The sequence below is a fragment of the Rheinheimera pacifica genome (assembly GCF_900108485.1).
GTDB classification, from domain to species: Bacteria; Pseudomonadota; Gammaproteobacteria; order Enterobacterales; family Alteromonadaceae; genus Alishewanella; species Alishewanella pacifica.
Map to the genome: position 1 here is coordinate 1 of NZ_FNXF01000020.1, position 25,536 is coordinate 25,536.

General features: G+C 46.9%; 29 protein-coding genes, 1 tRNA gene and 1 rRNA gene. 14 read left to right on the forward strand and 17 right to left on the reverse strand.

Annotation, left to right across the window (positions count from 1 at the left end; translation table 11 throughout):
- From BLW68_RS18465 to BLW68_RS18475, 3 genes are all read right to left on the reverse strand, one after another.
- Nucleotides 1-327 (reverse strand): 16S ribosomal RNA (locus BLW68_RS18465); the annotation flags it as partial.
- Nucleotides 328-838: 511 nt separating this feature from the next.
- Nucleotides 839-1,537: a DUF3581 family protein gene (locus BLW68_RS18470; RefSeq protein ID WP_092796471.1), complete on the reverse strand. Its 699-nt coding sequence runs from the start codon at nucleotides 1,535-1,537 to the stop codon at nucleotides 839-841.
- A 46-nt stretch (nucleotides 1,538-1,583) separates the two neighbouring features.
- Nucleotides 1,584-3,368: a GGDEF domain-containing protein gene (locus BLW68_RS18475; protein WP_092796473.1), complete on the reverse strand. Its 1,785-nt coding sequence runs from the start codon at nucleotides 3,366-3,368 to the stop codon at nucleotides 1,584-1,586.
- Nucleotides 3,369-3,540: 172 nt separating this feature from the next.
- Between BLW68_RS18475 and BLW68_RS18480 the strand changes: the two genes are divergently transcribed.
- Both BLW68_RS18480 and BLW68_RS18485 read left to right on the forward strand, forming a co-directional pair.
- Nucleotides 3,541-3,987: a SulA-like leucine-rich domain-containing protein gene (locus BLW68_RS18480; RefSeq protein WP_092796475.1), complete on the forward strand. Its 447-nt coding sequence runs from the start codon at nucleotides 3,541-3,543 to the stop codon at nucleotides 3,985-3,987.
- A 162-nt stretch (nucleotides 3,988-4,149) separates the two neighbouring features.
- Nucleotides 4,150-4,530 carry a YchJ family protein gene (locus BLW68_RS18485; protein ID WP_245728398.1) on the forward strand — a complete coding sequence of 127 codons (381 nt, stop codon included), beginning with the start codon at nucleotides 4,150-4,152 and terminating at the stop codon, nucleotides 4,528-4,530.
- Nucleotides 4,531-4,546: 16 nt separating this feature from the next.
- On the opposite strand, the gene BLW68_RS18490 is transcribed toward BLW68_RS18485, so the two are convergent.
- Nucleotides 4,547-5,023 carry a VC2046/SO_2500 family protein gene (locus BLW68_RS18490; protein WP_092796477.1) on the reverse strand — a complete coding sequence of 159 codons (477 nt, stop codon included), beginning with the start codon at nucleotides 5,021-5,023 and terminating at the stop codon, nucleotides 4,547-4,549.
- A gap of 117 nt (nucleotides 5,024-5,140) precedes the next feature.
- Here BLW68_RS18490 and BLW68_RS18495 point away from each other — a divergent pair.
- Together BLW68_RS18495 and BLW68_RS18500 are read left to right on the forward strand one after the other, a co-directional pair.
- A tRNA-Tyr gene (locus BLW68_RS18495) sits at nucleotides 5,141-5,225 on the forward strand.
- Between the two features lie 120 nt (nucleotides 5,226-5,345).
- The gene (locus BLW68_RS18500; RefSeq protein WP_092796479.1) at nucleotides 5,346-6,977 is read left to right on the forward strand and encodes a response regulator; all 1,632 of its coding nucleotides are present in this window, start codon (nucleotides 5,346-5,348) and stop codon (nucleotides 6,975-6,977) included.
- On the opposite strand, the gene deoC is transcribed toward BLW68_RS18500, so the two are convergent.
- Entirely contained in the window at nucleotides 6,978-7,703 is a 726-nt protein-coding gene (gene deoC, locus BLW68_RS18505) for a deoxyribose-phosphate aldolase (protein ID WP_092796481.1), read from the reverse strand.
- Between the two features lie 250 nt (nucleotides 7,704-7,953).
- Nucleotides 7,954-8,658 (reverse strand): M48 family metallopeptidase, encoded by a 705-nt coding sequence (locus tag BLW68_RS18510; protein WP_143039985.1) that lies wholly within the window; start codon nucleotides 8,656-8,658, stop codon nucleotides 7,954-7,956.
- 122 nt (nucleotides 8,659-8,780) lie between these two features.
- Between BLW68_RS18510 and xthA the strand changes: the two genes are divergently transcribed.
- Nucleotides 8,781-9,587, forward strand: coding sequence for an exodeoxyribonuclease III (xthA, locus tag BLW68_RS18515; protein WP_092796595.1), 807 nt, complete (start codon nucleotides 8,781-8,783; stop codon nucleotides 9,585-9,587).
- 28 nt (nucleotides 9,588-9,615) lie between these two features.
- Here xthA and yfbV read toward each other — a convergent pair whose 3' ends face one another.
- The gene (yfbV, locus tag BLW68_RS18520) at nucleotides 9,616-10,062 is read right to left on the reverse strand and encodes a terminus macrodomain insulation protein YfbV (RefSeq protein ID WP_092796485.1); all 447 of its coding nucleotides are present in this window, start codon (nucleotides 10,060-10,062) and stop codon (nucleotides 9,616-9,618) included.
- 576 nt (nucleotides 10,063-10,638) lie between these two features.
- Here yfbV and BLW68_RS18525 point away from each other — a divergent pair.
- Genes BLW68_RS18525 through BLW68_RS21700 form a run of 5 tightly spaced genes read left to right on the forward strand, consistent with a single transcriptional unit; the run spans nucleotide 10,639 to nucleotide 13,509 of the window.
- Nucleotides 10,639-11,133, forward strand: a complete 495-nt coding sequence (locus BLW68_RS18525) for a PTS glucose transporter subunit IIA (protein WP_177172291.1) — start codon at nucleotides 10,639-10,641, stop codon at nucleotides 11,131-11,133.
- Between the two features lie 3 nt (nucleotides 11,134-11,136).
- A complete protein-coding gene (locus BLW68_RS18530; protein WP_092796489.1) occupies nucleotides 11,137-11,490 on the forward strand; it encodes an ArsC family reductase in 354 nt (117 codons plus the stop codon).
- A gap of 5 nt (nucleotides 11,491-11,495) precedes the next feature.
- Nucleotides 11,496-12,629: a succinyl-diaminopimelate desuccinylase gene (gene dapE, locus BLW68_RS18535; protein WP_425438504.1), complete on the forward strand. Its 1,134-nt coding sequence runs from the start codon at nucleotides 11,496-11,498 to the stop codon at nucleotides 12,627-12,629.
- The gene (locus tag BLW68_RS18540) at nucleotides 12,626-13,312 is read left to right on the forward strand and encodes a M15 family metallopeptidase (RefSeq protein WP_092796493.1); all 687 of its coding nucleotides are present in this window, start codon (nucleotides 12,626-12,628) and stop codon (nucleotides 13,310-13,312) included. The genes dapE and BLW68_RS18540 overlap by 4 nt, the downstream gene beginning before the upstream one ends.
- The gene (locus BLW68_RS21700) at nucleotides 13,309-13,509 is read left to right on the forward strand and encodes a DUF2897 family protein (protein WP_092796495.1); all 201 of its coding nucleotides are present in this window, start codon (nucleotides 13,309-13,311) and stop codon (nucleotides 13,507-13,509) included. The genes BLW68_RS18540 and BLW68_RS21700 overlap by 4 nt, the downstream gene beginning before the upstream one ends.
- Here BLW68_RS21700 and yejK read toward each other — a convergent pair.
- Entirely contained in the window at nucleotides 13,460-14,506 is a 1,047-nt protein-coding gene (gene yejK, locus BLW68_RS18550) for a nucleoid-associated protein YejK (protein WP_092796497.1), read from the reverse strand. The genes BLW68_RS21700 and yejK overlap by 50 nt on opposite strands.
- A gap of 70 nt (nucleotides 14,507-14,576) precedes the next feature.
- Between yejK and BLW68_RS18555 the strand changes: the two genes are divergently transcribed.
- The gene (locus BLW68_RS18555) at nucleotides 14,577-14,801 is read left to right on the forward strand and encodes a YejL family protein (protein ID WP_092796499.1); all 225 of its coding nucleotides are present in this window, start codon (nucleotides 14,577-14,579) and stop codon (nucleotides 14,799-14,801) included.
- A 6-nt stretch (nucleotides 14,802-14,807) separates the two neighbouring features.
- The gene (locus BLW68_RS18560; RefSeq protein ID WP_092796501.1) at nucleotides 14,808-16,322 is read left to right on the forward strand and encodes a DUF3413 domain-containing protein; all 1,515 of its coding nucleotides are present in this window, start codon (nucleotides 14,808-14,810) and stop codon (nucleotides 16,320-16,322) included.
- A gap of 2 nt (nucleotides 16,323-16,324) precedes the next feature.
- Here BLW68_RS18560 and BLW68_RS18565 read toward each other — a convergent pair whose 3' ends face one another.
- Nucleotides 16,325-16,612, reverse strand: a complete 288-nt coding sequence (locus BLW68_RS18565) for a hypothetical protein (RefSeq protein WP_092796597.1) — start codon at nucleotides 16,610-16,612, stop codon at nucleotides 16,325-16,327.
- Nucleotides 16,613-16,737: 125 nt separating this feature from the next.
- Here BLW68_RS18565 and BLW68_RS18570 point away from each other — a divergent pair, with 125 nt between their 5' ends.
- Nucleotides 16,738-16,944: a DUF2061 domain-containing protein gene (locus BLW68_RS18570; RefSeq protein WP_092796503.1), complete on the forward strand. Its 207-nt coding sequence runs from the start codon at nucleotides 16,738-16,740 to the stop codon at nucleotides 16,942-16,944.
- A 37-nt stretch (nucleotides 16,945-16,981) separates the two neighbouring features.
- On the opposite strand, the gene rlmF is transcribed toward BLW68_RS18570, so the two are convergent.
- Entirely contained in the window at nucleotides 16,982-17,899 is a 918-nt protein-coding gene (gene rlmF, locus BLW68_RS18575) for a 23S rRNA (adenine(1618)-N(6))-methyltransferase RlmF (RefSeq protein WP_092796505.1), read from the reverse strand.
- A gap of 137 nt (nucleotides 17,900-18,036) precedes the next feature.
- On the opposite strand from rlmF, the gene BLW68_RS18580 reads away from it, so the two are divergent.
- The gene (locus BLW68_RS18580; RefSeq protein ID WP_092796507.1) at nucleotides 18,037-18,870 is read left to right on the forward strand and encodes a CvfB family protein; all 834 of its coding nucleotides are present in this window, start codon (nucleotides 18,037-18,039) and stop codon (nucleotides 18,868-18,870) included.
- A 32-nt stretch (nucleotides 18,871-18,902) separates the two neighbouring features.
- On the opposite strand, the gene BLW68_RS18585 is transcribed toward BLW68_RS18580, so the two are convergent.
- The 7 genes from BLW68_RS18585 to BLW68_RS18615 all read right to left on the reverse strand — a co-directional run bounded on the left by BLW68_RS18585 (nucleotide 18,903) and on the right by BLW68_RS18615 (nucleotide 25,424).
- On the reverse strand, nucleotides 18,903-19,094 hold the full coding sequence (locus tag BLW68_RS18585) for a CsbD family protein (RefSeq protein ID WP_092796509.1): 192 nt from the start codon (nucleotides 19,092-19,094) through the stop codon (nucleotides 18,903-18,905).
- A 231-nt stretch (nucleotides 19,095-19,325) separates the two neighbouring features.
- The gene (locus BLW68_RS18590) at nucleotides 19,326-20,567 is read right to left on the reverse strand and encodes an SAM-dependent methyltransferase (RefSeq protein WP_092796511.1); all 1,242 of its coding nucleotides are present in this window, start codon (nucleotides 20,565-20,567) and stop codon (nucleotides 19,326-19,328) included.
- Nucleotides 20,564-21,328 carry a DUF1365 domain-containing protein gene (locus BLW68_RS18595; protein ID WP_092796513.1) on the reverse strand — a complete coding sequence of 255 codons (765 nt, stop codon included), beginning with the start codon at nucleotides 21,326-21,328 and terminating at the stop codon, nucleotides 20,564-20,566. Before BLW68_RS18595 ends, BLW68_RS18590 begins: the two co-directional genes overlap by 4 nt.
- The gene (locus BLW68_RS18600; RefSeq protein WP_092796515.1) at nucleotides 21,328-22,584 is read right to left on the reverse strand and encodes an NAD(P)/FAD-dependent oxidoreductase; all 1,257 of its coding nucleotides are present in this window, start codon (nucleotides 22,582-22,584) and stop codon (nucleotides 21,328-21,330) included. The genes BLW68_RS18595 and BLW68_RS18600 overlap by 1 nt, the downstream gene beginning before the upstream one ends.
- A 35-nt stretch (nucleotides 22,585-22,619) precedes the next feature.
- Nucleotides 22,620-23,063 (reverse strand): nuclear transport factor 2 family protein, encoded by a 444-nt coding sequence (locus BLW68_RS18605; protein WP_092796517.1) that lies wholly within the window; start codon nucleotides 23,061-23,063, stop codon nucleotides 22,620-22,622.
- Nucleotides 23,060-24,481, reverse strand: a complete 1,422-nt coding sequence (gene phrB / locus BLW68_RS18610; RefSeq protein ID WP_092796519.1) for a deoxyribodipyrimidine photo-lyase — start codon at nucleotides 24,479-24,481, stop codon at nucleotides 23,060-23,062. Before phrB ends, BLW68_RS18605 begins: the two co-directional genes overlap by 4 nt.
- Before the next feature lies 1 nt (nucleotide 24,482).
- Complete coding sequence (locus BLW68_RS18615; RefSeq protein WP_092796521.1) at nucleotides 24,483-25,424, reverse strand: YbgA family protein; 942 nt, start codon at nucleotides 25,422-25,424, stop codon at nucleotides 24,483-24,485.
- Nucleotides 25,425-25,536: the final 112 nt, after the last annotated feature.

Genomic DNA, 25,536 nt, shown 5'->3' on the forward strand with positions numbered 1-25,536 from the left:
GTAGGAGTCTGGACCGTGTCTCAGTTCCAGTGTGGCTGATCATCCTCTCAAACCAGCTAGGGATCGTCGCCTTGGTGAGCCATTACCCCACCAACTAGCTAATCCCATATAGGTGCATCCGACAGCATATGGCCCGAAGGTCCCATACTTTGGTCCGTAGACGTTATGCGGTATTAACAGTCGTTTCCAACTGGTATCCCCCTCTGTCGGGCAGCTCCCTATACATTACTCACCCGTCCGCCGCTAGGTCCGAAAACCCCGCTCGACTTGCATGTGTTAGGCCTGCCGCCAGCGTTCAATCTGAGCCATGATCAAACTCTTCAATTAAAGTTCTTTCTGCCACCGAAGTGGCGCTCAGTCTTACTGACTTAAAACATATTTCTATGTAAGTCACTCAACCGATAAATTTCATTTTGTGAAATCCATCATAAGTGCCCACACAGATGATTGATTGCGAATTGTTAAAGAGCGTGCTTTGAACTCTCAAAGCGGGAGGCGTATGTTACACTTCCCAGTTTTTAAGTCAAGCGTGACGATGATTCTTCATTTAAAAACGCATCGTCACACCAGACTTCTTTACTCATTTCACCGCGTTAAACACCACCGTGAAGCGAGGGCGCCATTTTAGTGATTTAAGCGGGTCTGTCAAGCGTCTTTTTGAAAGATTTTTGCGAACCGTTTTAACTCACCTGAGACACCCAAACTGCAGCACCCGGCTGCGCGCCCCGCATGACATGGCGCGCATTATAGGTCCTTTTAGAATACCTGCAAGCGGTTATTTACCGGAAAAGCGTGACTGCTGATTATTTAGCCAAAACACGCTTTTCCCGTCTTTATATTAAGCAGCAACTTTACGACTATTATACTCAGCCACCATTTGCTGCATTTGTGCATCGTCGTAAGGCATAAGGTTACTCAGGATCATGCGTTTCTCGCCTTTACCTATCAGTTCGCCCTGCTCGCTTAACGAGAACTCCAGTAGAGCATTACCACGTTTACCATCTACTGACAGTGAAGATGCGGTAAGGCATAAATCCACTTTTTGTCTGGGCAGACGGGCAAAGCTTAGTGCCATACTCTCGTAGATCACCAGCGGGCGCTGCGGATTAATCATCACCTGATGCTTTTGCATCAGCGGTAACAGGATATGCGGGAAGTTCTGACCGGAGAATTTTACGTAGTCACGGATCAGTGGCTCAATAACAGCTAAGTCATGCTGGCAAGCGCCGTTATGTTGCAAAGACAAGTAGGTTTTATCCTGACTATCACAAATCGTTATCAGGTTATCCTGCTCTTTACATTGCAGCAGCACGTCAGCACCCACCATGCCAGAAAACTGGCAGCTAAGTTGCTCAGTAATGCCGTACCGGTTTAGCAAGTACGAAAACAGCAAATCGCCTGGTACGCAAAACCGTTTCGCCTCTTCGTCATGAATGGGATTAAAGTCTGTTGCCACTTGTTTGGCAAACTCACTGGCCTGTTTACGGCTGAAACTAAAACCTGCGCTACTCTGGTTAACATACTTTTCTAACAACATCGATTGCTGACTCTCTTACAATATAAGCAGGCTATTCTACTCAAATTTAGCGGGTTAATGGTCCAGCCAGTATTGAAACAGCTGTGGCCGGGCCTCTACGGCGCGAAACAAATACGCCTCCGGCCGGCAATTTTTTTGCCTCTGCTTTTGCTGATGCCGCTATGGCAGCCACATCATGATGACACACACATAGCACCGGATCGGGTAATACTACTCCTATAGATAAGGTCAGCAAAGGATAAAAGCAGCTATCACCAGAGCGATTAACGGCACTAAGCCCGCCCGCTTCGACATGCACTGCATCATAATAATGCACAATGCGCTGATTAAACTCCTGCACTATCTGCTGGCACGCAGTTTGCCAATTATCACTGGTAAAGATAATAATAAAGTCATCACCACCAACATGGCCAACAAAATTACCCGAGTCGGCCACGGCCTGGCTAATGGTTTCACCCAGCAGTTGCAACACTAAATCCCCTCTGCTGTAGCCATATATATCGTTGTATGGTTTAAAGTGATTTAAATCTGCATAAGCCAGAGTGAAGTTAATCTGTTGGCTTAGTAAGCGATCTACTTCCTGATAAATCGGCACATTGCCCGGTAATAATGTTAGTGGATTAGCATAGCGGGCATGTTGCAACTTTCGCTCGGTTATTTTCTTCAGTAATAGCCGCACTGAGCCAATACCGGCATAACGCTGTGCTGAGGTAACAATAAAAAACCAGTTATTATCACCATCTTCATTACTTGTAACTAACTGACTGACATCGTCCAGGCTGGTATGTTCATCTACCACTACCGGGCTTAATGCCATAAGGCGCTTTATTGGTTTTTTTTCATACAACGCCCGGCCATACGGCATTGCAAACATTGCCAGCAGCTGGGCCCGGTTTATCATTCCTACCGGAATGCCCGATTCAACAACAGCCAGGCCAGCCCAATCCGGGTTATTGCTAAATAATTGCATGACTTCGCCTGCCAGTATCCCACTTTCTATAGCCGGCAAAAACTGAATAATCGCAGACACTTTTTCCGAAGCTGCAGTATAGGGCTGCTTTTGTTTAACCAGTAAATATCGTCCAGGCGGTGAGGATTCTATTTTTGCAGCTGGCCGTCCGAGCAAAAAGCCCTGGCCATAATCAGCGCCCAGCTCCTGACACAGTAATAGCTCTTCCTGGGTTTCGATACCTTCTGCAACGATTTTTGAACCGGTTGCATTTGCCAGTGCCACTATATTTTGCACAAAAGCTCGTTTGGTCGGGTCGGTATGCAGTTGGCTGATAAAATAGCGGTCAATTTTAACAATATCTGGTTTTAATTCAGACCACAGCTTCAGGCCGGAAAAACCGCTGCCTAAATCATCAATCGCGATAGAGAACCCAAGCTCACGGTAATGGTTTACTGCCTTTATTAATACGCTTGGATCTTCAACCTGATATTGCTCTGAAATTTCAATAACAACCCGGGACGGATCAAGTTCGACTTGCTGCAATAGCCTGTTTGTCAGCCCGGAGGGATGATCTGATGTTAGTAATAACAAAGGGTTGACGTTCAGAAATAGTAAGCCAGGCATCTTTGCTCTGGCAAAAGCCTCGATACTTATCTGTCGGCACAACATTTCAAGCGGTTCCAGCATTCCACACATCAGTGCCGCTTTAAATAACAGTAAAGGAGAATGTAACGGGCTGTTAGACGGCCCGCGGATCAATGCTTCATAACCCAGCACTTCTGTAGATGACAGATTGAAAATAGGTTGAAAAAGCGGAGTCAGTGCGCGCTGCCGGATAAGGTGCGACAACTCAGTACAATAATTCGGGTTAACCGTCATAACTACAACCGATGTAAGCAACTGCGGCAAAAGGTTAATGCCTCAGTATGACAACTGCATGACATGACGTTGGTTTTATGACAGTAAAAAAACGGCTAAAACGCTTGCTTTTTACACAGCAAGCAAATACTGTATATACATACACTGTATAAATAAACATGTAGAGGTCGATATGTATAACCGCCCGGTTAATCAACAATTTTATGCTAATACAGCAACTGCTTACATCGATAGCCGTCTGTTAAAGATACATTCAGTAACCGATAGTGAAGCCGCTACAGCTAATGCCTCACATCACACTTTACTGCAGCTGATCCAGCAACATCAGCATCAGCAAGGATGGATTCTGTTAATAGCCCCATCCCATATACCGCATAAAACCTGGGCTGAACAGCACCACGTATCTTTTCATAACGTTTTGATTGTACATCAGAAGCAAATCAGGGATCTCAGTGCCACTATTCAGCAGGCATTAGTATCAGCGAGCTGCAAAGTCGTTATCAACTTTGCCCGGATGCTGGACCCGCAGCAGCTCGACATCTGCCGTAAACTGGCGGTAACGCATAACACCTGGTTTTATCAATGCGAACAGCTGCAACAGGAGCACATTACCCATTAATGCATGTTAAACGCGCGCGACAAAGATGCTAAGATCAGGCCTTTTAAAGAACAGGTAAAGCGGATTAATATGCAATGTTACTGTGGCTCAGCCAAAGAATTCAGTTTGTGTTGCCTGCCATTGATATCAGGGCAGGCACGAGCAGAACATTGTGAACAGTTAATGCGATCACGCTACAGTGCTTATTGCCAGCGTAATATCCAATATTTGTATCAGACTTACCATCTATCAAAACAGGCGGCTAATTCTGTTGCATCACTGGCAGCTTTTGCCAATAACAGTCACTTTATCAAACTGAGCATTCTTTCCTCAGAGCAAACAGATAGCGAGGGCTATGTTAGTTTCAGTGTGCGCTATATGCAGCAAAGTACACTGTACGAGTTTGCCGAGCGATCCCGTTTTGTATACGACAAAGCCTGGTACTACATTGACGGTATATTAAATGATAAAGCGCCGGTAAAAATTGGCCGCAATGAGCTTTGCCCTTGTGGTAGCGCTAAAAAATTTAAGTATTGCGTGGTGCACCGTCTATCGGGTAGCTAACAGCTTTGTTTAATAATCAGGCTGCCTCACTACCATGTAGTTGCTGTAATACTTCATAAAGATCTGCCGGGTTAGCCTGTGGTTTTTCAGGCGTGGTGTGTTGCAGTCTTCTGCGACTATGCAAACTTAAGCTTTGCCAGACATCATCAGCGATTCGCTGTTTATCATCATGCCGGGCTAAAGGCGGCGGACTAAGGTAAGTCGCTAGCTTTAGCTGAGCTAAACCAGTACTTGCCAGAGCCTCGCTATGCTTGAGCATTGTCATCGTATCAGTTTCTGTTTGTGCCAGACTACGCGGCAATGCAACACCGAGTTGCTGATATAAATTGAGTTGTGTACTTTGCTCAATAGCATCCGGGGTGAAAAACTGAGCAGACTCCTCTATGGCCGGTGACAACAGCGCAAGGTACAAAGCAAAATCTGTGCGCTGGGCATTTTGCAGAGCGCGATTTAGTTTTACATCAAGTTGCCATTCGTTAATTACCATCGACATTTTGCGCAGTTATACCGGTTTTGTTTTACTCTTGCTGCATTTATCGGCAGTCAGACAAAAAAGTTTAGTAAATGCCTTTACATCAAAAGTCAGTTTGATAATATGCCGTCCACTCGTGGAGGGGTTCCCGAGTGGCCAAAGGGATCAGACTGTAAATCTGCCGGCACTGCCTTCGAAGGTTCGAATCCTTCCCCCTCCACCATTTTCCTGCTTTATCAAGCTAAAACTTCACACTGCACTGCACTCCTGTATTAATTCTCTTGCTAATCACCTTGTTATTTCCGACACTTGACTGAATTTAGTTTTAAGCGAAGTGGTGTTGATGAATAACAAGACGCTTGAGAATCAGCGGATACTAATCGTTGACGATCAACGGGCTTTTCAATTGATGTTTAAAGGCATCCTGTACTCTATGGGAGCAACCAATGTTGCTTTTGCTCCCACCGGTGAGCAGGCACTGGCCAAATGTGCCAATGTAAATTATGACATCCTGTTTGTTGATTACCATTTGGGTGTAGGGAAAAACGGCAAGCAGTTACTTGAAGATCTGCGGGAAAAAAAGCTGCTTGGGCCACACAGTATTTTTATGTTGGTGACCGGCGAAAACACTGTCCCTATGGTGATGAGCGCAGTAGAGTTAGAGCCTGACGACTATCTGGTAAAACCCTTTTCACAAAACGTGCTACGCAGCAGAATTCTGCGGATAAAAAGAAAAAAAACTCAACTGGCAGCGGTGTATCAGGCGTTATTCGACGAGCAAGCTGAACAGGTAGTCACGTTGTGTCAGCAGGAAATAGGCACTGAAGGCCGGTATCAGCAATTCTGTAAACGTGTGCTGGTAGAAAATCTGATTAAGTTAAACCACCTTAGCGAAGCTGAACATATATTACAGGAAACGCTGTCACAACGACGCAGTGGCTGGGCATTGCTGCTGCAAGCTAAAGTATACTACCGGCAAAACCGTTATGAAGACAGTATGGCCCTGTGTCAGGAAGCGATAGAGAATAATCGTTATTTTGCCGAAGCTTATGATATTCAGGCACAAAATTATCGCGCCATGGGCGAGACGGATAAAGCCTTTAGCAGCATTCAGGCTGCAGCAGAAATAGCACCTTACAGTATGCAGCGTCAGTACCTGGTAATGGAGATAGCCCGCGATCTAAATAACATCCCCCAGCAGGTTCTTGCCAGTAAGCAGCTATATGAGATCACCCGCCGCTCTATAAAACAGGATATTATTCACTTACTTAACTATATCCGCACCGTTATCGAAGCCGCGGTAAGGGCCGACGAACCGGCAAGCCGCAACCGTTACCTGCAAGAGGTGTCGCTTGCTCTGCAAAGAGTTAAACGTGATGAAATGATGACCAGGGAAATCAACTTCGATTTATTTGAAGCCCTATGCCAGGCCCGGTTGGAATCATTAAACGGTGCCCAGTACCAGGCAAAAAAAACCTATGCGGCGGTATCTGAAGAACTGCATGACCAACATCAGATTTTACCTGACGCGATCTTTTTGCTGAATCAGATTGGCGAATATGAGCAAGCCGCAACTCTACAAAAGCTTTTACCAGCAGAGCTGATGGCCAACCCGGTGCTGAATTCACTGTTCGGTGATCAGCAACATTTTGTTGATCAGAAACAGCTGCAGTTTGGTGAGTTAAATAAAGCCGGTATCAAAAGCTATAAAGAGGGTAATTTTACTGCTGCCGTCAGGCAATTTGAAGCCGCACTGGAAGTGGCACCAATGAATACCGGCAGTGCTTTAAATCTTATCCAGGCATCCATTCAGCTGTTAAACAGTCAGCAAAGAAATAAATCAAGAGAGTTGTTTGAACGTTGTAAAAAAACATTCCGGGTTGTCGACAATATGCCATTACCCGAGCATCATCGCGTACGTTATAAAGAGCTTTTACAGCAATTTGATAAACTACGCGATGAATTCAGACGCTGATTACTGCGATAGAAGTTGTTGTGCCACGTCGTTAGCCAGCGCACTGGCGCCAATGCGCATGCCAGCATTGGTGGCAATTCGCCCGGTAATATCCTCATACAACTGCACCAGTTCAAGCGCCTGAGCAATACTACGTACACCGCCTGAGGCTTTAAAACCAACAGAGCGGTTTGCCGCCGCTATTACCGTGAGGATAATACGGGCCGCTTCAATAGTAACCCCCGTGGCTACTTTACCGGTGGATGTTTTGACAAAATCAGCGCCCCCTTCGATTACCAGTTCGGTCGCTTTGGTAATTTGTTGTGCAGTAACCAGCTCGCCAGATTCGATAATCACTTTTAGACAGGTGTTGTCACAGGCCTGACGTATATCGTACAAAAAACTTTTAACTAAACCATGCTCGCCCCGCAGCAGAGCTTTATAGGGCAACACACAATCAATTTCTGTTGCACCCGCCATTCTGGCTTGCTGAATTTGCTCGCATACGATATCGGCAGCTAAATCTGCACCGGGAAAGTTAACCACTGTTGCAATGTTAGCCTGTAGTGCCCGTTGCGGCCATCGTTGTAAAGTTGCCAAAAATTGAGGATAAACACAGTAAGCCGCAGGTGTCAGAGCGGGAACACTTTCAAGCCACTGGCCAAAGCTGTGTTCTGTTTCATCATCCTGTAAACGGGTAATGTCTAATAATTTTGCCAGTTGTTGCAGGCGTAGCAGGTTTGTCATAGTAAAAGTCCCGTCGCAAAACAGCGATATTAGCTGTCTGTTCGTTGTAGTAACACCACACTGTTGATGCCGCGGAGCTTAAACCAAATGCCTATAAAAATGCAAAGCGCTGTCACGAAAAATAATTGAAAATAATTTTGAATCTTTTGCCAGAAGCCCGGTCCTATTTACCAGTAGTAGCTAAGTAATACCTTTTTCTCTCCTGTTTCGATGTCCTAGTGTTTGCGCCGGTCTTGTACCGGCGCTTTTTTTATAGCTCTAATAAATGTTGATTGTGTTTTAGCCAGGTTTTAGCCTGCTCCGCTTGCGGATAATGCACACCCACCAATTGCCAAAAACGTGGCGAGTGGTTCAGGTGTTTAAGGTGCGCCAACTCATGCACCACCACATAATCCGTTACCCAAGCAGGCGCCATCATTAAACGCCAGTTAAACCCCAACTCGGAGTTACTTTTACAGTAACCCCATTTTGTTCGCCAATTGCCCACAAGTATAGTACCAGAGCGTATGTTCATCTTGTTTTGCCAATAAAACACCCGTTGGGTAAACCAGCTAAGCGCTTGTTGCTGATACCATTTTTGTAGCAACGCTAGCAGCACCTTTTCATAGCGTTGCGGTTGCACACGGGATGACACAATAACCGTAATGTTGTACTCATCGTACAGTACTGCTGATTTCGCTCCCCGCATCCGGGTTAGTGCGATGGTGTTGTCAAGTAGCGGTAATTGCTGCTCTGCCAGCCATTGTGGCCTGATTTGTAGTTTAACTTGCTGCAGATGTTTTAGTACCCACTGCTGCTTTTGTTGCACCAGCGCGTTAATGTCTGCCAGGCTATAACCCAGTGGCGCGCGCACTGTCAGCTGGCCCTGCTTAACCTGTAACGCCACGCTACGTCTTCGTGAGCTGTAATGCACGGTGTAGCTAAATTGCTCGGTTTCCATCATTAACGCTGACAATTTCTACTCCATACCGGTTTTCTGACTTAGGTTTATCCTGCCACCATTGTGCCACAGCATCGGATAAAGTGTTATTATCCGGCTACTTCGCTGCATTAAACAGATTAAGGGCCAACAACAACATGAAAATTATTTCATTTAATATCAATGGAATACGGGCGAGATTGCATCAACTACAAGCACTTATCGATAAGCATCAACCAGATATTATTGGTTTGCAGGAAATTAAAGTTCATGACGACGAGTTTCCTTTGGCAGACGTCCAGGCGATGGGCTATCACGTTTATCATTTTGGCCAGAAAGGCCATTACGGCGTGGCTATTCTCAGTAAACAGCCTGCCAGCAAAATGCAGTATGGTTTTCCTACAGACGAAGCGGATGCTCAGCGCCGCATGCTGATTGGCAGCTTTACTCTGGCCGACGGCACACCGCTAACCGTGCTCAATGGTTACTTCCCTCAGGGAGAAAATCGCGATCATCCGGTTAAGTTTCCGGCAAAAACCAAGTTTTATGCAGATTTACAACGTTATCTTACCGAACATCATACTCCAGACGAGCACATTGCCATTATTGGTGATATCAATATATCGCCAGTTGATCTGGACATTGGTATAGGCGAAGCCAATGCCAAGCGCTGGTTACGCGAAGGTAAAACCTCCTTTTTACCTGAAGAGCGGGCCTGGCTGCAGCAACTTAAAGACTGGGGCTTAATTGATACTTTCCGCGCCCTGCACCCGGAAACCGGCGCCCAATACAGCTGGTTTGATTATCGTTCTAAAGGTTTTGAGGACAACCGCGGCTTACGTATTGATGTTGTTATGGCTACAGCGCCCCTGGCGGAGCGTTGTATAGAGAGCAGTATTGACTATGAATTGCGTGGTATAGAGCGCCCTTCAGATCACGCTCCGGTATGGTCAGTATTTAACTAAGCTAACACTGTGTGCTAACAGGCAGTGACTACAGCCACTGCCTGACAAAAGTTTTATCCAACTGCTGGTAGGCTTTCTTCAATAAAGCTGCAAGGTCCTTGTAGCGCCCGGGTTGTGGCACGGGAGCCAGCTCTACCCCATGCTGCTGCATTTGCTGCCTTATTTGCTGATACCAGGATGCAATTGACGGAGGCAGCTTTGTTTCAGCACGCACTCCAAGCCAATACCAACCTTGTAACGGTAGCGATACTAAAAACAGCATCATCGCCAGAATTTGTGGTAAGAATGCTGCACCTAAATAACTGTATTGTACAGCCGCACACAGCAGTGCCAGGCCAGGTAAATAACGACCCGTTACTGATGTTAGCAAAATAACCTTATTTTCAATGAACAGGCTATTAAGCTCTGCCTTGGCAGGCCACAACTTACTGTACTCGCGCCCGGCGCGTAGGGTTGCATAAAGCGGATACTGCATTACCACCTCCTACTGAAAACTATGCCTGAACGATAGCATAAAACCAGCAACTTTACCCCCGGCATTATTAGCACTTCGCTCGGACGGCCGAATGTGCATGATATTACGGCAAATAAAATTACACTTTACCTAAGCAAAAAGTAGCGGTTCAATTAGTGGAAACTGAGATTTCAACCGGACTGAGCCATTGTTGTATTGCGAAACTCGCTTTTTACCAGCATTAGCCCCACCTTTAGCTTAAACACAAACTAACAAAAAATATGCCATAATATTTAGTCTTTAAGTTACATTAACTTAAGCAAGTTAAACAGCGTTACACACAAAGTTATCCACAAAATCTGTGGACAACACAACCCTATATAGCGCAATAAAACCACGGCTGCTGTCAGGTTATTTGCCAGTGAAAATAATGATTTCATGAAAAAATAATACTAAGTTCGTCAAAATGTCATATTTAACCTAAACAACACTGCTGATATTTTGTTTAACTTTGCCTGTAATCGCACGAATTTATTGAGTAGTCATGCCGGTTTGGATTAGGATAAGGCCAATGCTCTGTATTAGGACCTCCCCCTGTTGCTAAACTGGCTAGCGCAACTAAACGAAATAGAAGGTGTTGCTATAAAAAGCCCGGCCTGCGGCACCTTGTTGCCAATAAGCTCACACCCTGAGCTGTTGTATAACAGTGGCATTATGCAACAGGCTTTATGTATTAAATTACAGCAAGGCACTGTTGTGGCGCCGTTTAACAGTCTTTACCAGTGCTGCCTGAATGGCAGGCGCAGGTTGCGGTTTAAACATAGCAGCGGCCTGACTTTGCAACTGGATTTATCCTCACACCTGATCGCGGACTGTAGTCAGGGTATTGAGCATTTGGCTGCGTCAAACCAGCAGCTTAGAGCGGGTCAACCGGTATTAAGGCTGGACCCGCATTATTTGCAGGCTAGTCAGGGCTGTTATGCAGCGTTGATGATTTTGCCCCACCCTGCTATCGAGGCGATATTTTGCATGCAGCGCTATGTAGCTGCTGCGACAGATACCGCTATAATTATTCAGTTAAAGAACAAGTAAAATATGACTACGCTATACGGCATTAAAAACTGTGACACCATAAAAAAAGCCCGCAGCTGGCTGGAACAACAGCAAATACCCTATCAGTTTATTGACTACCGCGTTGATGGTTTAACAGCCGGGCAGCTGCAGAGCTTTGCCGCCCGGTGCGGTTGGCAAAACCTGCTTAATACCCGGGGCACAACCTACCGGCAGTTACCGCAGAGCGATAAAGCGGAGCTGACCGAACAAAAAGCACTGGCACTTATGCTGGCACAACCGGCCATGATTAAACGGCCGTTACTGGTGCATAATGGTGAACACCATTTAGGCTTTAAACCAGACGACTACCAACAGATTTTTGGACTAAACACATGAGCAGCCTGAGCGCCGTAGTGGCATTAACCCAAGACTTAATTTCCCGTCCGTCTGTCACCCCAGAAGATGCCGGTTGCCAGCAACTGATGGCTGCGCGCCTTGCTGCAGTAGGCTTTGATATTGAAGTTATGCATTTTGACGATACGTTAAACATGTGGGCCCGCCGTGGTAATGGCAAACCGGTATTTTGTTTTGCCGGCCACACTGACGTAGTACCCACAGGTCCGGTAGAACAATGGCACACGCCACCGTTTGAGCCCACTATTATCGGCGATACTTTATATGGCCGTGGCGCCGCTGATATGAAAGGCAGCCTGGCGGCGATGGTAGTAGCAACCGAGCGCTTTTTGCAACGCTTCCCGAGTCCCAAATTCGACCTGGCTTACCTGATCACCAGTGATGAAGAAGGCCCTTTTATCAACGGCACCAAACGTGTAATTGAAACCCTGGAAGCACGTAACGAAAAAATCAGCTGGTGTATTGTTGGCGAGCCCTCCAGCAGCCAAAAAGCCGGTGATGTGGTTAAAAATGGCAGGCGCGGTTCTTTAACCGGCCATCTTACAGTAAAAGGCATTCAGGGCCATGTGGCATACCCACAGCTGGCAGATAACCCGGTTCATAAAGCCGCTCCGGCCTTAGCCGAGTTAGCGGCCGAACAATGGGACAATGGCAATGCTTATTTCCCGGCAACCAGTTTTCAAATTGCCAATATTCATGCCGGCACCGGTGCCTCAAATGTGATCCCGGGTGAGCTAAAAGTTATGTTTAACTTTCGCTACAGCACCCAAAGCAGCGCAGAGCAACTACAACAACGTGTTATCGCCCTGCTGGACAAACATGGTTTGAGCTACGAGCTGGATTGGACACTAAACGGCCTGCCATTTTTAACCGACAGCGGTAGTCTGGTGGCGGCCACAGTTAAAGCGATTTATCAGGTTCAGGGCTTTGAAACACGGTTGGAAACTACCGGAGGCACCTCAGACGGCCGCTTTATTGCCCCCACAGGCGCCCAGGTGGTTGAGCTTGGCCCCTGTAATGCCACTATTCATAAAATTAATGAATGTGTGTCAGTAACTGATTTAGAGCAACTGGCCAAAATGTACGAAGCCGTACTGGAACAGCTTGAATTAAGCCTATGATTGACTGCAGCGATGACATTCTGACCGGCCTGAGCGAGCAGCACCTGCTAACGCGCCCGGACGGTTTTATGTTGCATAAAGCTGTCGCACAACCCTTTAGTGCATTATGCACTGCAGCAAAAGCAGATGGTATTGAGATAAAAATTGTTTCAGCCTTTCGCTCTTACCAGCGCCAGGCGGCTATCTGGCAGGCAAAATTAGCGGGGAAAAGGCCTGTTTACGATCAGGATGGGCAAGTAATTGATATCAGCAGCTTAACCGGCAAAGCTAAACTTGACGCCGTACTATTGTACTCTGCATTGCCCGGTGCCAGCCGTCATCATTGGGGCACAGAGTTTGATGTATACGATGCTGGCTCAGTGCCACCAGACTACAAACCGCAACTTGAGCCGGCAGAATATGGCCCGGATGGCCCATTTTACCGGCTACAACAGTGGTTAAGTGCATATGCCTCTGACTTTGGCTTTTTTTTACCCTACCGCGAGTTTCAGGGGGGGGTTGCCGCTGAACCCTGGCATATAAGTTACCAACCGCTGGCCAGCGCTTATCTGGCCAGCTTTAATAGCGGAATATTGCGTCAATGCCTGACACAGCATCCTCTGGCCGAGCAGCAATTAGTTTTAACCCACCTCGATGCTATTTTTAACCGCTATATTGCGAACATTTGTCTGGCAACACCATGAACTGGCCACTGTTTTGGGCATTAACCCTGGCCTTTGGCCTGGTGATCAGTAATCTTTTGCTGATAAAACACGCGGCAAAGTTAAAAATGCCCTCATCACCAAAACAGGCTGAGGGCAATAAAGGTAACGTTACCAAGCAGCATAACACTACTCAGCAGAGCCCTGTTCACGATCAAACGCCGAATAGCCCTGAATAAAGCGTTGTAACTGATCGCGCAGATTGGGTGGTGTGCCTTTAATCAAAATGGTATCGCTGTGCGGATCATACTGCACTCTGTCGCCAAGCAATTTTTGCTCAAAACTTAACGACAGGCCTGCTCCCTGTCCGGCAAATTTAATCAGTTTTTTCAGCTCTTTTACTTCTACCGGAAACTGCTCTGCCACCTCAAGCTGTTGCTCCTGGCAATAGCGTAAAAACCCCTGTTGCTCCTGTTCATCAATAACAGCCGACAGCTCTGTTAACACCACATCCTGCCCGGCTTTGGCCCGCTCTTCACAGTAGCTGAACACTTGTTTGCGGGCATCCGTTTTTTCATTGTTGTCAAACTCGGCAGCGCTAAAGTATTCTTCCACCGACGCCAGTACCACTTTACTGTTTACCCGCGCATCGGTACCTTCTTCACAGCCTAAAAAATCAAGAAAGAAATCGGCTACTTTGCGCCCGGCACGGCCACGGATAAAACTAATGTACTTTCCCTGCTCTGGCGAACTGCCATACTCGGTTAAATCAATACGGGCAGCCAGTTGCATTCTGGCAATATCCAGGTGGCGTGAAGTAGCCAGCTCCAGATCTTCGCTCAAAGAAAAATGATCCTTGCTGCCTAACAGACAAAACAGCAGGTAATCACTGGCCAGATAGCGATAATGGCAGATCAGCAAATAGCCGCTTTCCGGTAACTGATGCGCCTGCAGTTGCTGCTCCAGCGCAGCAGTAGAGGTATTGGCCAGCACAAGAAAATCCGAGGTTTGCTTTTGCCAGTCATTTAGTACTGTCATAACCTGCGGATCTTTATCGTCGTTAAAAGCAGCATAGCCTTTGGCGGGCTTACCGTTATAAGCCAGGTGCAACTGCTCTACCAAATGTGCCACTGCCGCCGTAGGTGCAACCAAAGACGGCCGGTAGTGCGCTTTACTCTGCGTTTGTTCATCCAGCTCAAGGTAATTTATTGCCAACTGCTGCACATCTACTGACATAACTTTTCCTGTTTAAAATGAATTCTGTTACTATTCTAACTGTTTAAACCACATGACTTGCGGATAATTCATGCCAATTGTATCAAAGTATTCCACCAGCCAGATTGAAAAACTGGTAAATCAGTTACTGGACGTACTGCACAACGAAAAAGCCACCACAGAACTAAGCCTGATGTGTCTGGGTAATGCCATTAGCCATGTTGTTAACAGCAGCGTACCGGTAGCACAGCGCCAAACTGTTGTTGCCCACTTTAATCAGGCATTAACCGATGCCGTAAATACCAAAGTGAACTAAGCGCGTATGGTGCTGGAAAATAATCTGTCACTGGTAAAAAAAGTAAACCGCCTGCTTAACTGGGGCCATTGGTTCAGTTTTTTTAATATTCTGCTGGCGCTGGCTGTTACATCAGCTTACTGGTTAGCAGAGCCCTCGCCGGTGTCTGTGCTGGGCTGGCTGTATCTGCTGTTAAACTGGATTGGCCACACCGCTTTTTTGTGTTTTATGTTTTTTATCCTGACTATTTTCCCGGTGTCGCTGGTATTTCCGTACCAGCGCCATGTACGTGGCCTGGCCGCTATACTGGCAACCACGGCCTTGGTGGTGCTGATTTTTGATGCTTATGTCTATGCCAGCCTTGGTTATCACATCGGCAGTGCCTCAATTGATCAGGCTACCGATCTGCTGCGCCAGCAAATAGTCACCAACTTACGTAATTTCGTGCTGATTGTACTGGCCGTTGGCTCTTTGTTGCTGGCCATTGAGTTGACCCTAAGCAACTACTGCTGGAAAAAGGTAGAACGTTTAAAGCAATCCGGTATCGCAACGCCTTTATTTGCGCTTTTTATCAGCAGTTTTATGCTAAGCCATCTGCTGCATGTTTATGCCGACGCTAATCTGAAGTACGACGTCACCAAACAAGACAATGTGTTGCCCTTATCTTACCCGGCCACCGCGAAAACCTTTCTGGCCCGTTATCAGCTGGTAGACTTAAACAACCGGGCTCTGGTTCAGTTGGATAAACTCAGCCTGCCAAACCAGTTTATTCATCAGGCGCTGGAGTGTAATGCTGATCATGCAGGTGCACCCACCCTGCTGCTGGTTACCAGCAACTTTAGTGAGCAGCTGAAAAACGCTGTTGCCAGTAAAGGCTTAAGGCCACTGGAGCAACATTTTGCGCCACGCGCGGTTAATGAGGCTTTGCTGAACTTACTGTATGGTAAGTTTATGATAGATAACCAAACAGAGCAGCAACTACAGGCAGAGCCGGGCTGGCTAGGTCAGCTTTCTTCCGCCAATATCAGCATCAACCGCAGCGCTGATACTGAAGTTGCAGACCTGCCCTGGCTACAAACCGGCGTTTCCGGTCAGTTTGCTATTTTATTTGATGACGCCCCACAGCTGCGCTGGGAAGAATATCAGCAATACAATAATATCGTATTGATGAACATCACCGGCAGCCACAATCAGTTTAATCTGGCGCCGGTTCAGGTTTGGTCAAACTGGGCTGCTTTGCGCCAGTTACAGCCGCACCAGGTAACCCAGCATCTGGACTGGCTGCCTACATTACTGGCGCAGGCTGGCTGCAGCTCTCATGCCAGTTGGCTTGGTGACAACCTGCTTAAACCCCGTTCATTACCCAAACTCAATATCAGTGGCCAGGAAATTATCAGCTTTAAAAAAGACAAGATGGTGATATTACGTGCCGATGGCAGTTACGGTGTGTGGTCTGCTGGTACACTACTGCCGCTAAACGATAAACTTGATTTGCCAATGTTGATTGATGCATTAAAACGGATCGAAACACCCGGCCATTAGCCTCAATGCACTGTTTGCGTAGGCCGCCTGGGCGGCCTGCCCGCCAGCTCTAACTCTGCCAGATGCAATATATTGGTTAATGCGATAGGCACTACCGGCTCAGAAAACCGCTCCAGATAAGCTATCTCAGCCTCTTTTAACATCTGCTGGCATAATTGATCGTACATACTAAAGCCATCATATGCCAAAGGCTCATCCAACTCAGCCAGTTTCAGTTCGCGCTGGCGTTGCATAAACCAATGCAATAAAAATTCAAACTGTTTTACCTCTAACCACTGCCGCCAATCCATACCCATCTCCGATAGCGTGTTACGACATCATTCATAAAAACGATTAACTTAAGCGGGTTTATTCACTTTAAACAATATTAAGAACCGTTATCATTTGGTCTATAGCGATTACAGAGGATACCACCATGACAAAGACTATTACTTTTGCTGTTATGCATTTCACCATTGCTTTTGCCGTTACTTACCTGATCACCGGCAGCTTTGTGCTAGGCGGCCTGATCGCGGTGGTAGAACCTGCAGTAAATACTGTCGGTTACTTTTTCCACGAAAAAATCTGGCAAAAACTTGGCAATACCAACCCGGTCGGCAAAAAAATAGAGTGTATAAATTAACTGGCCAGCTATTAGCGGCAATATGTTAAACAACACTTTACCATTGTGTTTGCTGCTGTGGTGTCAGAAAGCTCCAGGCAAGAATACGGCTGACTTTTTGCCCCTGGCGCATCTCTATCACTTCAGATTGCACAGCGCCGACACTACGCAATAGTTTTTTTAGTACGCTCACATGCTTTTGCTGTGACACCAAAGTACTGAACCATGATACCTGTTGTTTGAACAGCTGGCTTTCAGTAATCATCTGGCTGATAAATTTAAGCTCTCCGCCTTCGCACCACAACTCATGTTGTTGCCCGGCAAAATTGCGCTGATGCCCCTGTCCGGCTTTACCAAGGTTAGCCCATTTTCGGCTACTGGCCGCTTCGGCTTCTGCCGAAGATGCAAAAAACGGCGGATTACACATGGTCAGATGAAAGCGCTGGTCGCCTTTAATTACCCCACTGAAAATGGCCTTTACATCGTGCTGCTGCACAATATTAATATGTGATTTAAGCACCGGGTTAGCCGCAACAATAAGTGCTGCGGCCTTTACTGCCACAGCATCAATATCGGTGCCACACACCTGCCAGCCGTAGCTCTGGCTGGCGATAACCGGATAAATAACATTAGCGCCGGTACCAATATCCAGCAACTTAATTTGCTTGCCGGTTGGCAAACCGCTATAGCTGCGCGCCAGTAAATCTGCCAGATAATGCACATAATCTGCCCGGCCCGGAATAGGCGGGCACAAATAACCTGGCGGTAACTGCCAGTATTTCACCTGATAATATTTTGCCAGCAAAGCCTGATTAAGCAACACCACGGCCTGATTATCGGTGAAATCGATGGTGGGCTCCGCCGACGGATTCAACCGGACATAAGCTTCAAGTTGCGGTAAGGCTGCAATCAGCGCAGCAAAGTCGTAACGGCCCTGATGAAGATTACGCGGATGGAGTAACTGTTGTGAAGACACTTTATGACAGAGCCTGTATCAGGAAAAATTTCGCTAAGTTTATCATGCTATGGCTAATATGAAGCAGTACCGCAAAAAAACCGCTACAATAGCCGCCATTGTAATCTGCCCGCTTGGGGCGCACTTTTGGATACTGCATGCTGGCTCTTGGAAAAGTTAACCGTTTAACGGTAAAAAAACAGGTTAAATTTGGCTTCTATCTGGATGGGTTAAGCTGGGGCGAAATTTTGCTGCCCAATAATGTGGCTCCGGCGGGCCTGGAGATTGGCCAGCAACTGGATGTATTTTTATATCTGGACTCAGAAGATCAGCTTATTGCAACCACTGAACAACCGAAAATTAAAGTGGGTGAAGTGGCCCAGTTACAGGTTATTGCTACCACTAAAGTGGGCGCTTTTGTTAACTGGGGCCTTAAAAAAGATTTACTGGTGCCTTTTAGTGAGCAGCAAATTCCGCTGAAAGAAGGCAATAAATACTTGCTATATTGTTATGTCGATAACAGCAACCGCATCGTGGCCTCCAGCAAACTCGACCGCCACTTGCACAAAACCACACCAGTATATAACCCCGGTGACAAGGTAGATATTATTGTCAGTGAACAAACTGACATTGGCTATAAAGCTATCGTAAATCATCAGCACTGGGGCGTGTTGTACAAAAATGAGGTGTTTAAACCACTGCGCCGTGGCGAAAAAATGCAGGCTTTTATTGTTAAAGTACGCGACGACGGCAAAATTGATCTGCGGTTGAATGCCACTACTTATAAGCAAGCACTGGAACTTACGGAGCAGGTTTTGAAAAAACTGCAACAAAACGGCGGCAAGCTGGCGCTAACCGACAAGAGTTCTCCGGAGTTGATTTACGCTACCTTTGGTGTTAGCAAAAAAGCTTATAAGCAAGCTATCGGGACTTTATACAAAGATAAGAAAATCGTTATTCTGGAAGCCGGTATCATTCTGGTAAACAGTTAAAAGGGCCATATGGCCCTTTTAACCTGGTGGCATTACTCTCTGAAGCGCTTAAACTCATCTTCAGCTTCTTCGCGAGTCATGCCGTAATGTTCCTGCATTTTGCCGCAGAATTTTTCAAAGCGGCCATTTACTTCGGTCAGATCATCATCGGTTAACTTGCCCCATTTCTCTTTCACAGAGCCTTTAACCTGACGCCATTTGCCTTCTGCAATATCACTATTCATAATTTGCTCCACTGTTAGTTAGCTACTAAACGCTGCGATACGTTTGGACAATCCCCCGCGTATTGCAGCAGCAGTATTAGTAAAGCAAAGCGCATACCAAAAATGGGATTTAAAATAATGCTATATTTTTCATAACGTTAAAATTAATCCAAATCAATTTGTTAAATTATATTTAATAAACATAAGTAGCTTTTACCGGTGCTATTGCAACTTTTTCCGGAATATAAACTGCTAAGCACTGCGGTTTTGCGGTTTAGACAACACCAAATGTACAGCACTGGTAGCACGCTCTCTAAAACCGCCTTCACAGTAGCAAAGATAAAAGTGCCACAGCCGGACAAAGTTATCGTCATATCCCAGCTGATGTACCTTATCGCGGGCATGCATAAAATTATCGCACCAGTCTCTTAGGGTCCTGGCGTAATCAAAACCAATATCCTGCAGATGGCGCACAACCAGGTCAGTTTTACGGCCAATGGCATCGGTCATCCGGCTGACCGAAGGTAAACAACCGCCTGGAAACACATAACGCTTGATAAAATCAACTTCACGCACGTATTGGCTGTAGCGCTGATCAACGATGGTAATAGCCTGTAGCACCATTAAACCGTCTGGTTTTAACAGGCTGGCGCATTTCTCAAAATAGGTATCCAGATAGTCTTCGCCCACCGCTTCTATCATTTCTATCGACACTAACTTGTCATACTGGCCGGTCAGATCGCGATAATCATCCAGTAACAGAGTAATTTGCTGCTGTAGCCCCAACGCCTCAATACGAGCCTTGGCGTAGTCATACTGCTGCTGTGAAATAGTCGTGGTGGTGACTTTGCAGCCGTAGTGCTGCGCGGCAAATATCGCCATACTGCCCCAACCTGTGCCTATTTCAATCAGGTGGTCGTCGGGTTTTAACTGCAGTTTTTCACAGATCATTTGCAGCTTATGCAGCTGTGCCTGTGCCAGATCGGCTGCAGCATCAGGATAAACAGCACTGGAATACATCATGCTATTGTCGAGAAATAGCCGGTACATATCATTGCCAAGATCATAGTGTGCTGCAATGTTCTTTCTGGCTTGCTGTTTTGAATTACGGTTGCGCCAGTTCAGTAGTTTTAACAGCGGCCGGCCTAAGCGCGTTATGGTTGAATCCAGCTTATCCAAAGTGGCAAGGTTAAGAGCAAAAATACGCACCAGCGCCGTTAAATTGTCACAGCGCCACCAGCCATAAATATATGCCTCGCCTCCGCCTACGGAGCCAGCCATCACCATTTTCTGGTAAAAGCCAGGATCAACTACGGTAATAACGGTTTTTAGTTCGGCGTGCTCGTCACCAAAGCGCAGGCATTGGTTACCTTCTACCACGGTGATATCGCCATGTTTTAGCTGGCTAATAAAATCCAGCGCAAATTTGCGGCATAAGCGGTCAAACCAGCTCAGATTATCAAAAACTGAAACTTCAGTAAGGCTCATGGTCATGCATTTGTATCCTTCGTCTTGGGGTGGGCATGCACAGGGATCCCTTTTAAATAGAGCTTCACTGCATGCCAGTATATTCGCAGTACTACCTGTACGTTTTGCCATGGCTGGCGGATCAGCCATTTTCGCCGCCAGGCAGCGCTGAGTTCATGCCGGGTTAAGCTGATCCAGGCGCTGAAAATTTGCTTATCTGCCTCAGTATTGCGAATACTGCATTGTAAATGTTGATCCGGAGTGCTGATTTGCCAATGGTATTGCATCTTCATTGGATGAAATGGCGATACATGAAACGCTTTCTCGTGCACAAAATGATGTAAACCGGCATCCAAAGCATGCAGCGGCATAGTCTGCAAATAATAATGCCGCTCATTCCAGGGCGTATTGGTTACTTCGGCCAACAAATAGCAAAAATGATCTTGTTCATCATAGCAGTAGTAAAGTGTTAACGGGCTGAAATACAGCCCCCAATTAGCCAGTGGCGTCAATATATACACTTTTGCCGGTGTAGTGGTGCCACCAAGCTCAGCGACTTTGCTACATACGGCGCTGTGTACACTGCCGCTGCCTGGCAGATAATCCTTGCGCCGAAAGCTAAGCGCGCCGAAGCGTTCAAACGCAATACCACTGGCTTGCAACGAGGTTTTATCCAGCATACTGCAATCAAGCCAGTAGTGCGCCAGCGGGTAGCTAAAGCCATACTCGAGCGGGGATACGCGCAAATGCCCTACTTCGCCCTGATATACCGCATGACCGGAGTGCATTAATAATCCACACCTAATAACGCAGCAACCTCTACCGCGCTTCTGGCACCGTCTTCATGAAAGCCGTTATGCCAGTAGGCACCGCAATAATAAGTATGATGATGGCCATTGATTTTATGCCGCTGCTGCTGTGCGGCCAAAGTGTAATGGTTGTATACCGGATGATCGTACTGGAAAACGCGGATGATTTTAGCCGGGTCAATAGCCTGAGTATTGTTCAGCGTGACACAAAACGTGACCGGAGCGCTGATACCTTGCAGCAAATTCATGTTATAGGTAAGCGTAGCGCGATCCTTTACATTGGCATCCAGATTATAATTCCAGGCAGCCCAGGCGCGCTGCCGTTTGGGTAATAGGCGGGTATCAGTATGCAGCACCACTTCATTCTGCTGGTAAGCAATACCGCCTAATACTGCACGCTCTTGTTCTGTAGCGTTATCACCAAGCAAGCGCAGTGCCTGGTCGCTGTGGCAGGCCAGGATCAGCTTATCGTACTGTTCGGTGCGCCCATCAGCAAAGCTCAGTGTTACGCCGTGTTCATTGCGCGAAACAGCACTAATCTGCTGCTGTAGTTTTACCTTGTCATGCCCCAGTTTTGCCAGTAGAGCCTGTACATAGCTCCTTGAACCGCCTTTTATTACCGACCACTGCGGCCTGTCAGTAATATTTAGCAGACCATGGTTATTAAAAAACCGCAGGAAGAAACGCACCGGGAATGCCGGCATATCAGCCAGGCCTGCCGACCAGATCGCAGCGCCCATTGGCATTAAATAGTTATCACGAATGCCATTACCAAAATCATGTTTCAGTAAAAAATCACCCAGTGCCAGATCCAGATCGGGATCATTTGCCGCCAACAAGCGTTTACCCAGTTTATTAAAGCGCATAATGTCACTAAGCATTAACCAGAACGACGGCCGTAATACATTACGGCGCTGAGCAAATAAACTGGCCAGGGTATTGCCGTTGTATTCCAGATCCTGCGCACCGTTTTTTACCGAAAAACTCATTGTGGTGTGCTCAAACGCCACACCGAGCTCAGCAATAAAACGGTTAAAAATAGGATAAGTCCAGTTGTTAAACACTATAAAACCGGTATCAATAGCATACGACTTACCCGCAACTTCAACGTCTGTAGTCGCCGTATGGCCACCAAGGTAATCGTTCGCCTCCAGTACCGTTACATCATGTTTTTGCTGCAACAAGTACCACGCCATCATGCCCGAAATACCACCACCCACCACCGCTATGCGCATACTGCTCCCTTATACCACTCTATCTTTTAGCTAAATTACTGCCCGTTGGCCATACGCTGTTTTACTTTACCGGTTAACCAGCCAATAACAGGCAAATGCCGGTACACCATTTCGTTTAAATCATAGTAATCACGATGATAAATAATCAAACCGTCCTGCCAGCGCAACACACTGCAACCGTGCACTATTATGGTTTTACCTTTACCAATTGCCGGGTGGCTAAACTGCATTTGCCAGCTGAGAAAGCCATGCTCCCCCTGCTCCATTTGCTGCAAGCCGGTAAATTCACAGTGCAGCAAACGGGCGTAGGCATGATCAAAATACTCTGTCAGTGCGGTGCGGCCATGTAGCTCATGTACCGGGTCAATAAAGCTGACGTCAGCATGATACAACTGTGGCAATTTCTGCATATTCTGGCTGGACAAACCATTGTAAAACGCCAGAAATTGTTCAATGCGTGGAGCTGCTGCAGTATTCATGCTTTTTTCTTTACCTCTGCAAAAAGCGCTAATGTGTGTTTACGTGCTTCACCGTGATCAACAACCGGCGCCGGATAACCGTTAGCAGTGCCAGCCCCGTGTGGCCAATGTACTGCTTTACCTTGCAGCTTACTTAGCTGTGGCACATAGAAACGGATAAAGTCACCGTTTGGATCAAACTTTTCACTCTGGCTGACCGGATTAAAAATACGAAAATAAGGTGCAGCATCGGTACCGGTAGATGCAGCCCATTGCCAACCGCCATTATTGGCCGCAAAGTCACCGTCAATCAGCTTTGACATAAAGTATCGCTCGCCCCAGCGCCAGTCGATGTGCAGATCTTTTACCAGAAAGCTTGCCGTAATCATGCGCAGCCGGTTATGCATCCAGCCGGTTTGGTTTAACTGGCGCATCGCTGCATCCACAATCGGATACCCGGTCATACCATCACACCAGGCTTTAAACAGCAAAGGATTGTTACTCCAGCGAATAGCGGCGGTTTCAGCCTGAAATGGCTGATGTTTTATTAAATCAGGGTAAGCCAGCAAAATGTGTTTATAAAACTCACGCCAGATAAGCTCAGACAACCAGACTTCAGCACCGCTTTTATCCTGCTGCCAGCTGTCGGCGGCCTCCAGTTGCAAACGTGCAATACACTGTGCGGCAGAAACAACACCTATTGCCAAATAAGCCGACAGTTTTGACGTACCTTCTATGGCTGGAAAATCACGCGCTGTTTGATAGTCTTGCACCTTTTCGCGGCAAAAGGCTCGCATTAGTTGCAATACGTCTTGCTCTGCAACCGGCCACTCTGCAGAGCTGTTATCGCCGGCTTTTAACGGCGGAAAATCCGGCAGCTTAAGCTCAACTTGCGCCACTGGTTTAGGCCTGGCATAACAGCTGACGCCGTGCTGCTTTAACTGCGCCAGCCAGCTGCGCTTAAACGGGGTAAACACCTTGTAGATATCACCCTGCTGAGTGCGTACAGAGCCGGGTGGCATAATGCACTGCGTATCAAAGCGGATAAACTGGCCATTTAGTGCCAGCACAGCTTGGTCAACCGCGTTGTCACGCTGCTGCTCACGCAGTTCATATTCACTTTGCACAAATACTTTTAATAAAAAATGCTGCCCCAGCTGCTTAAACACAGCGGGTATTTGCTGGTAACTGCTACCTTCTACAGCTAGTAAAGGGATATTAAGCGTTGCCAGTTCTTGTTGTAGTTGCTTTACCCGCCGGCGAATAAGATCCTGCTTAATTGGCGCCATATCATGCAATTGCCAGGTTTTTGGCGTGGCAATATACAAAGCAATAACCACGGCACCGGTTCTGGCGCCATCTTCTGCTGCACTACTAAGCACTGCATTATCAAAACTACGTAAATCGTTGCGTAACCACACCACATTCAGCTGCTGCATATCAGGCCCTCAGCCCCAGGTTCTCCGGATAAGGTGAGAAGTAGCGCTGGGCGCTGATATAAGCGTTAGGGAACTGCTTTAAATGATGCTGCAATAAGGTCAGTGGTGCCATTAGCGGCACAAAGCCCTGGCGGTAGCGATGGATCAGCTCAGACAGCTCTTGCTTCGCTTCTGCCGTTAAACCATGTTTTAAAAAGCCCTGCAAATGCTGCAGCACATTGGTATGTTGCTTGCGGGTAGCGATATTTTTCAGTGCCTGCATTAAATCCTGCAGATAACGCTGTTGTAATTCCTGCGCTGAAAACAGTTTCGCCTGGGCAACCAGCCGGCCCAATTCGCGATATGCCACCGGGCTGTGCGCCATAACCAGAAATTTATAGCGGCTGTGAAATGCCACCAGCTTACCGACAGAAAAACCGTCTTGCATACTCTGCTGATAGTCGTAGCAGCTAAATACGCGGCAGATAAAATTTTCTTTTAGTTCTGCATCGAATAAACGGCCATCTTCTTCTACCGGCAACCAGGGATAGTGCTGCATCAATTGGCGGGTATAAAGGCCTACCCCCAGCTTGCCAAGCTGCTGGCCGGCAGCATCAAACAACCTTACCCGCTCCATGCCACAACTGGGTGATTTGGCACAGACGATATAACCACAAAGATCTGCTAACTCAGGCAGCTTTTTCGCGGTAAAGTCCAGCATGGCAGCGGTGTGATCAATGGCACTGTTATTACTTTGCACCAGATGAACATTGTGCCCGTCGTCCAACTGCAGCCTGATTGCCGGGCGCGGCGAGCTCATACCAATAGCCATTTCCGGACATATTGCTACATATTCAACTAAAGGTGCCAGTTGCTGTAAACAAAAAGCTGATGCTTTGTGTCCGCCATCGTAGCGCACTTTGTCACCCAGCACACAGGCACTGATCCCTACTTTTATCGTCATAATATTACCGTTTAATTCAAGCTAATATTAATTACAGCAGGCGAAACAATTTGGATCGGAAAATTTTAGCCGCGCAGTGTTATATGCATAAAAAAACGGCAAGTTGCCTGCG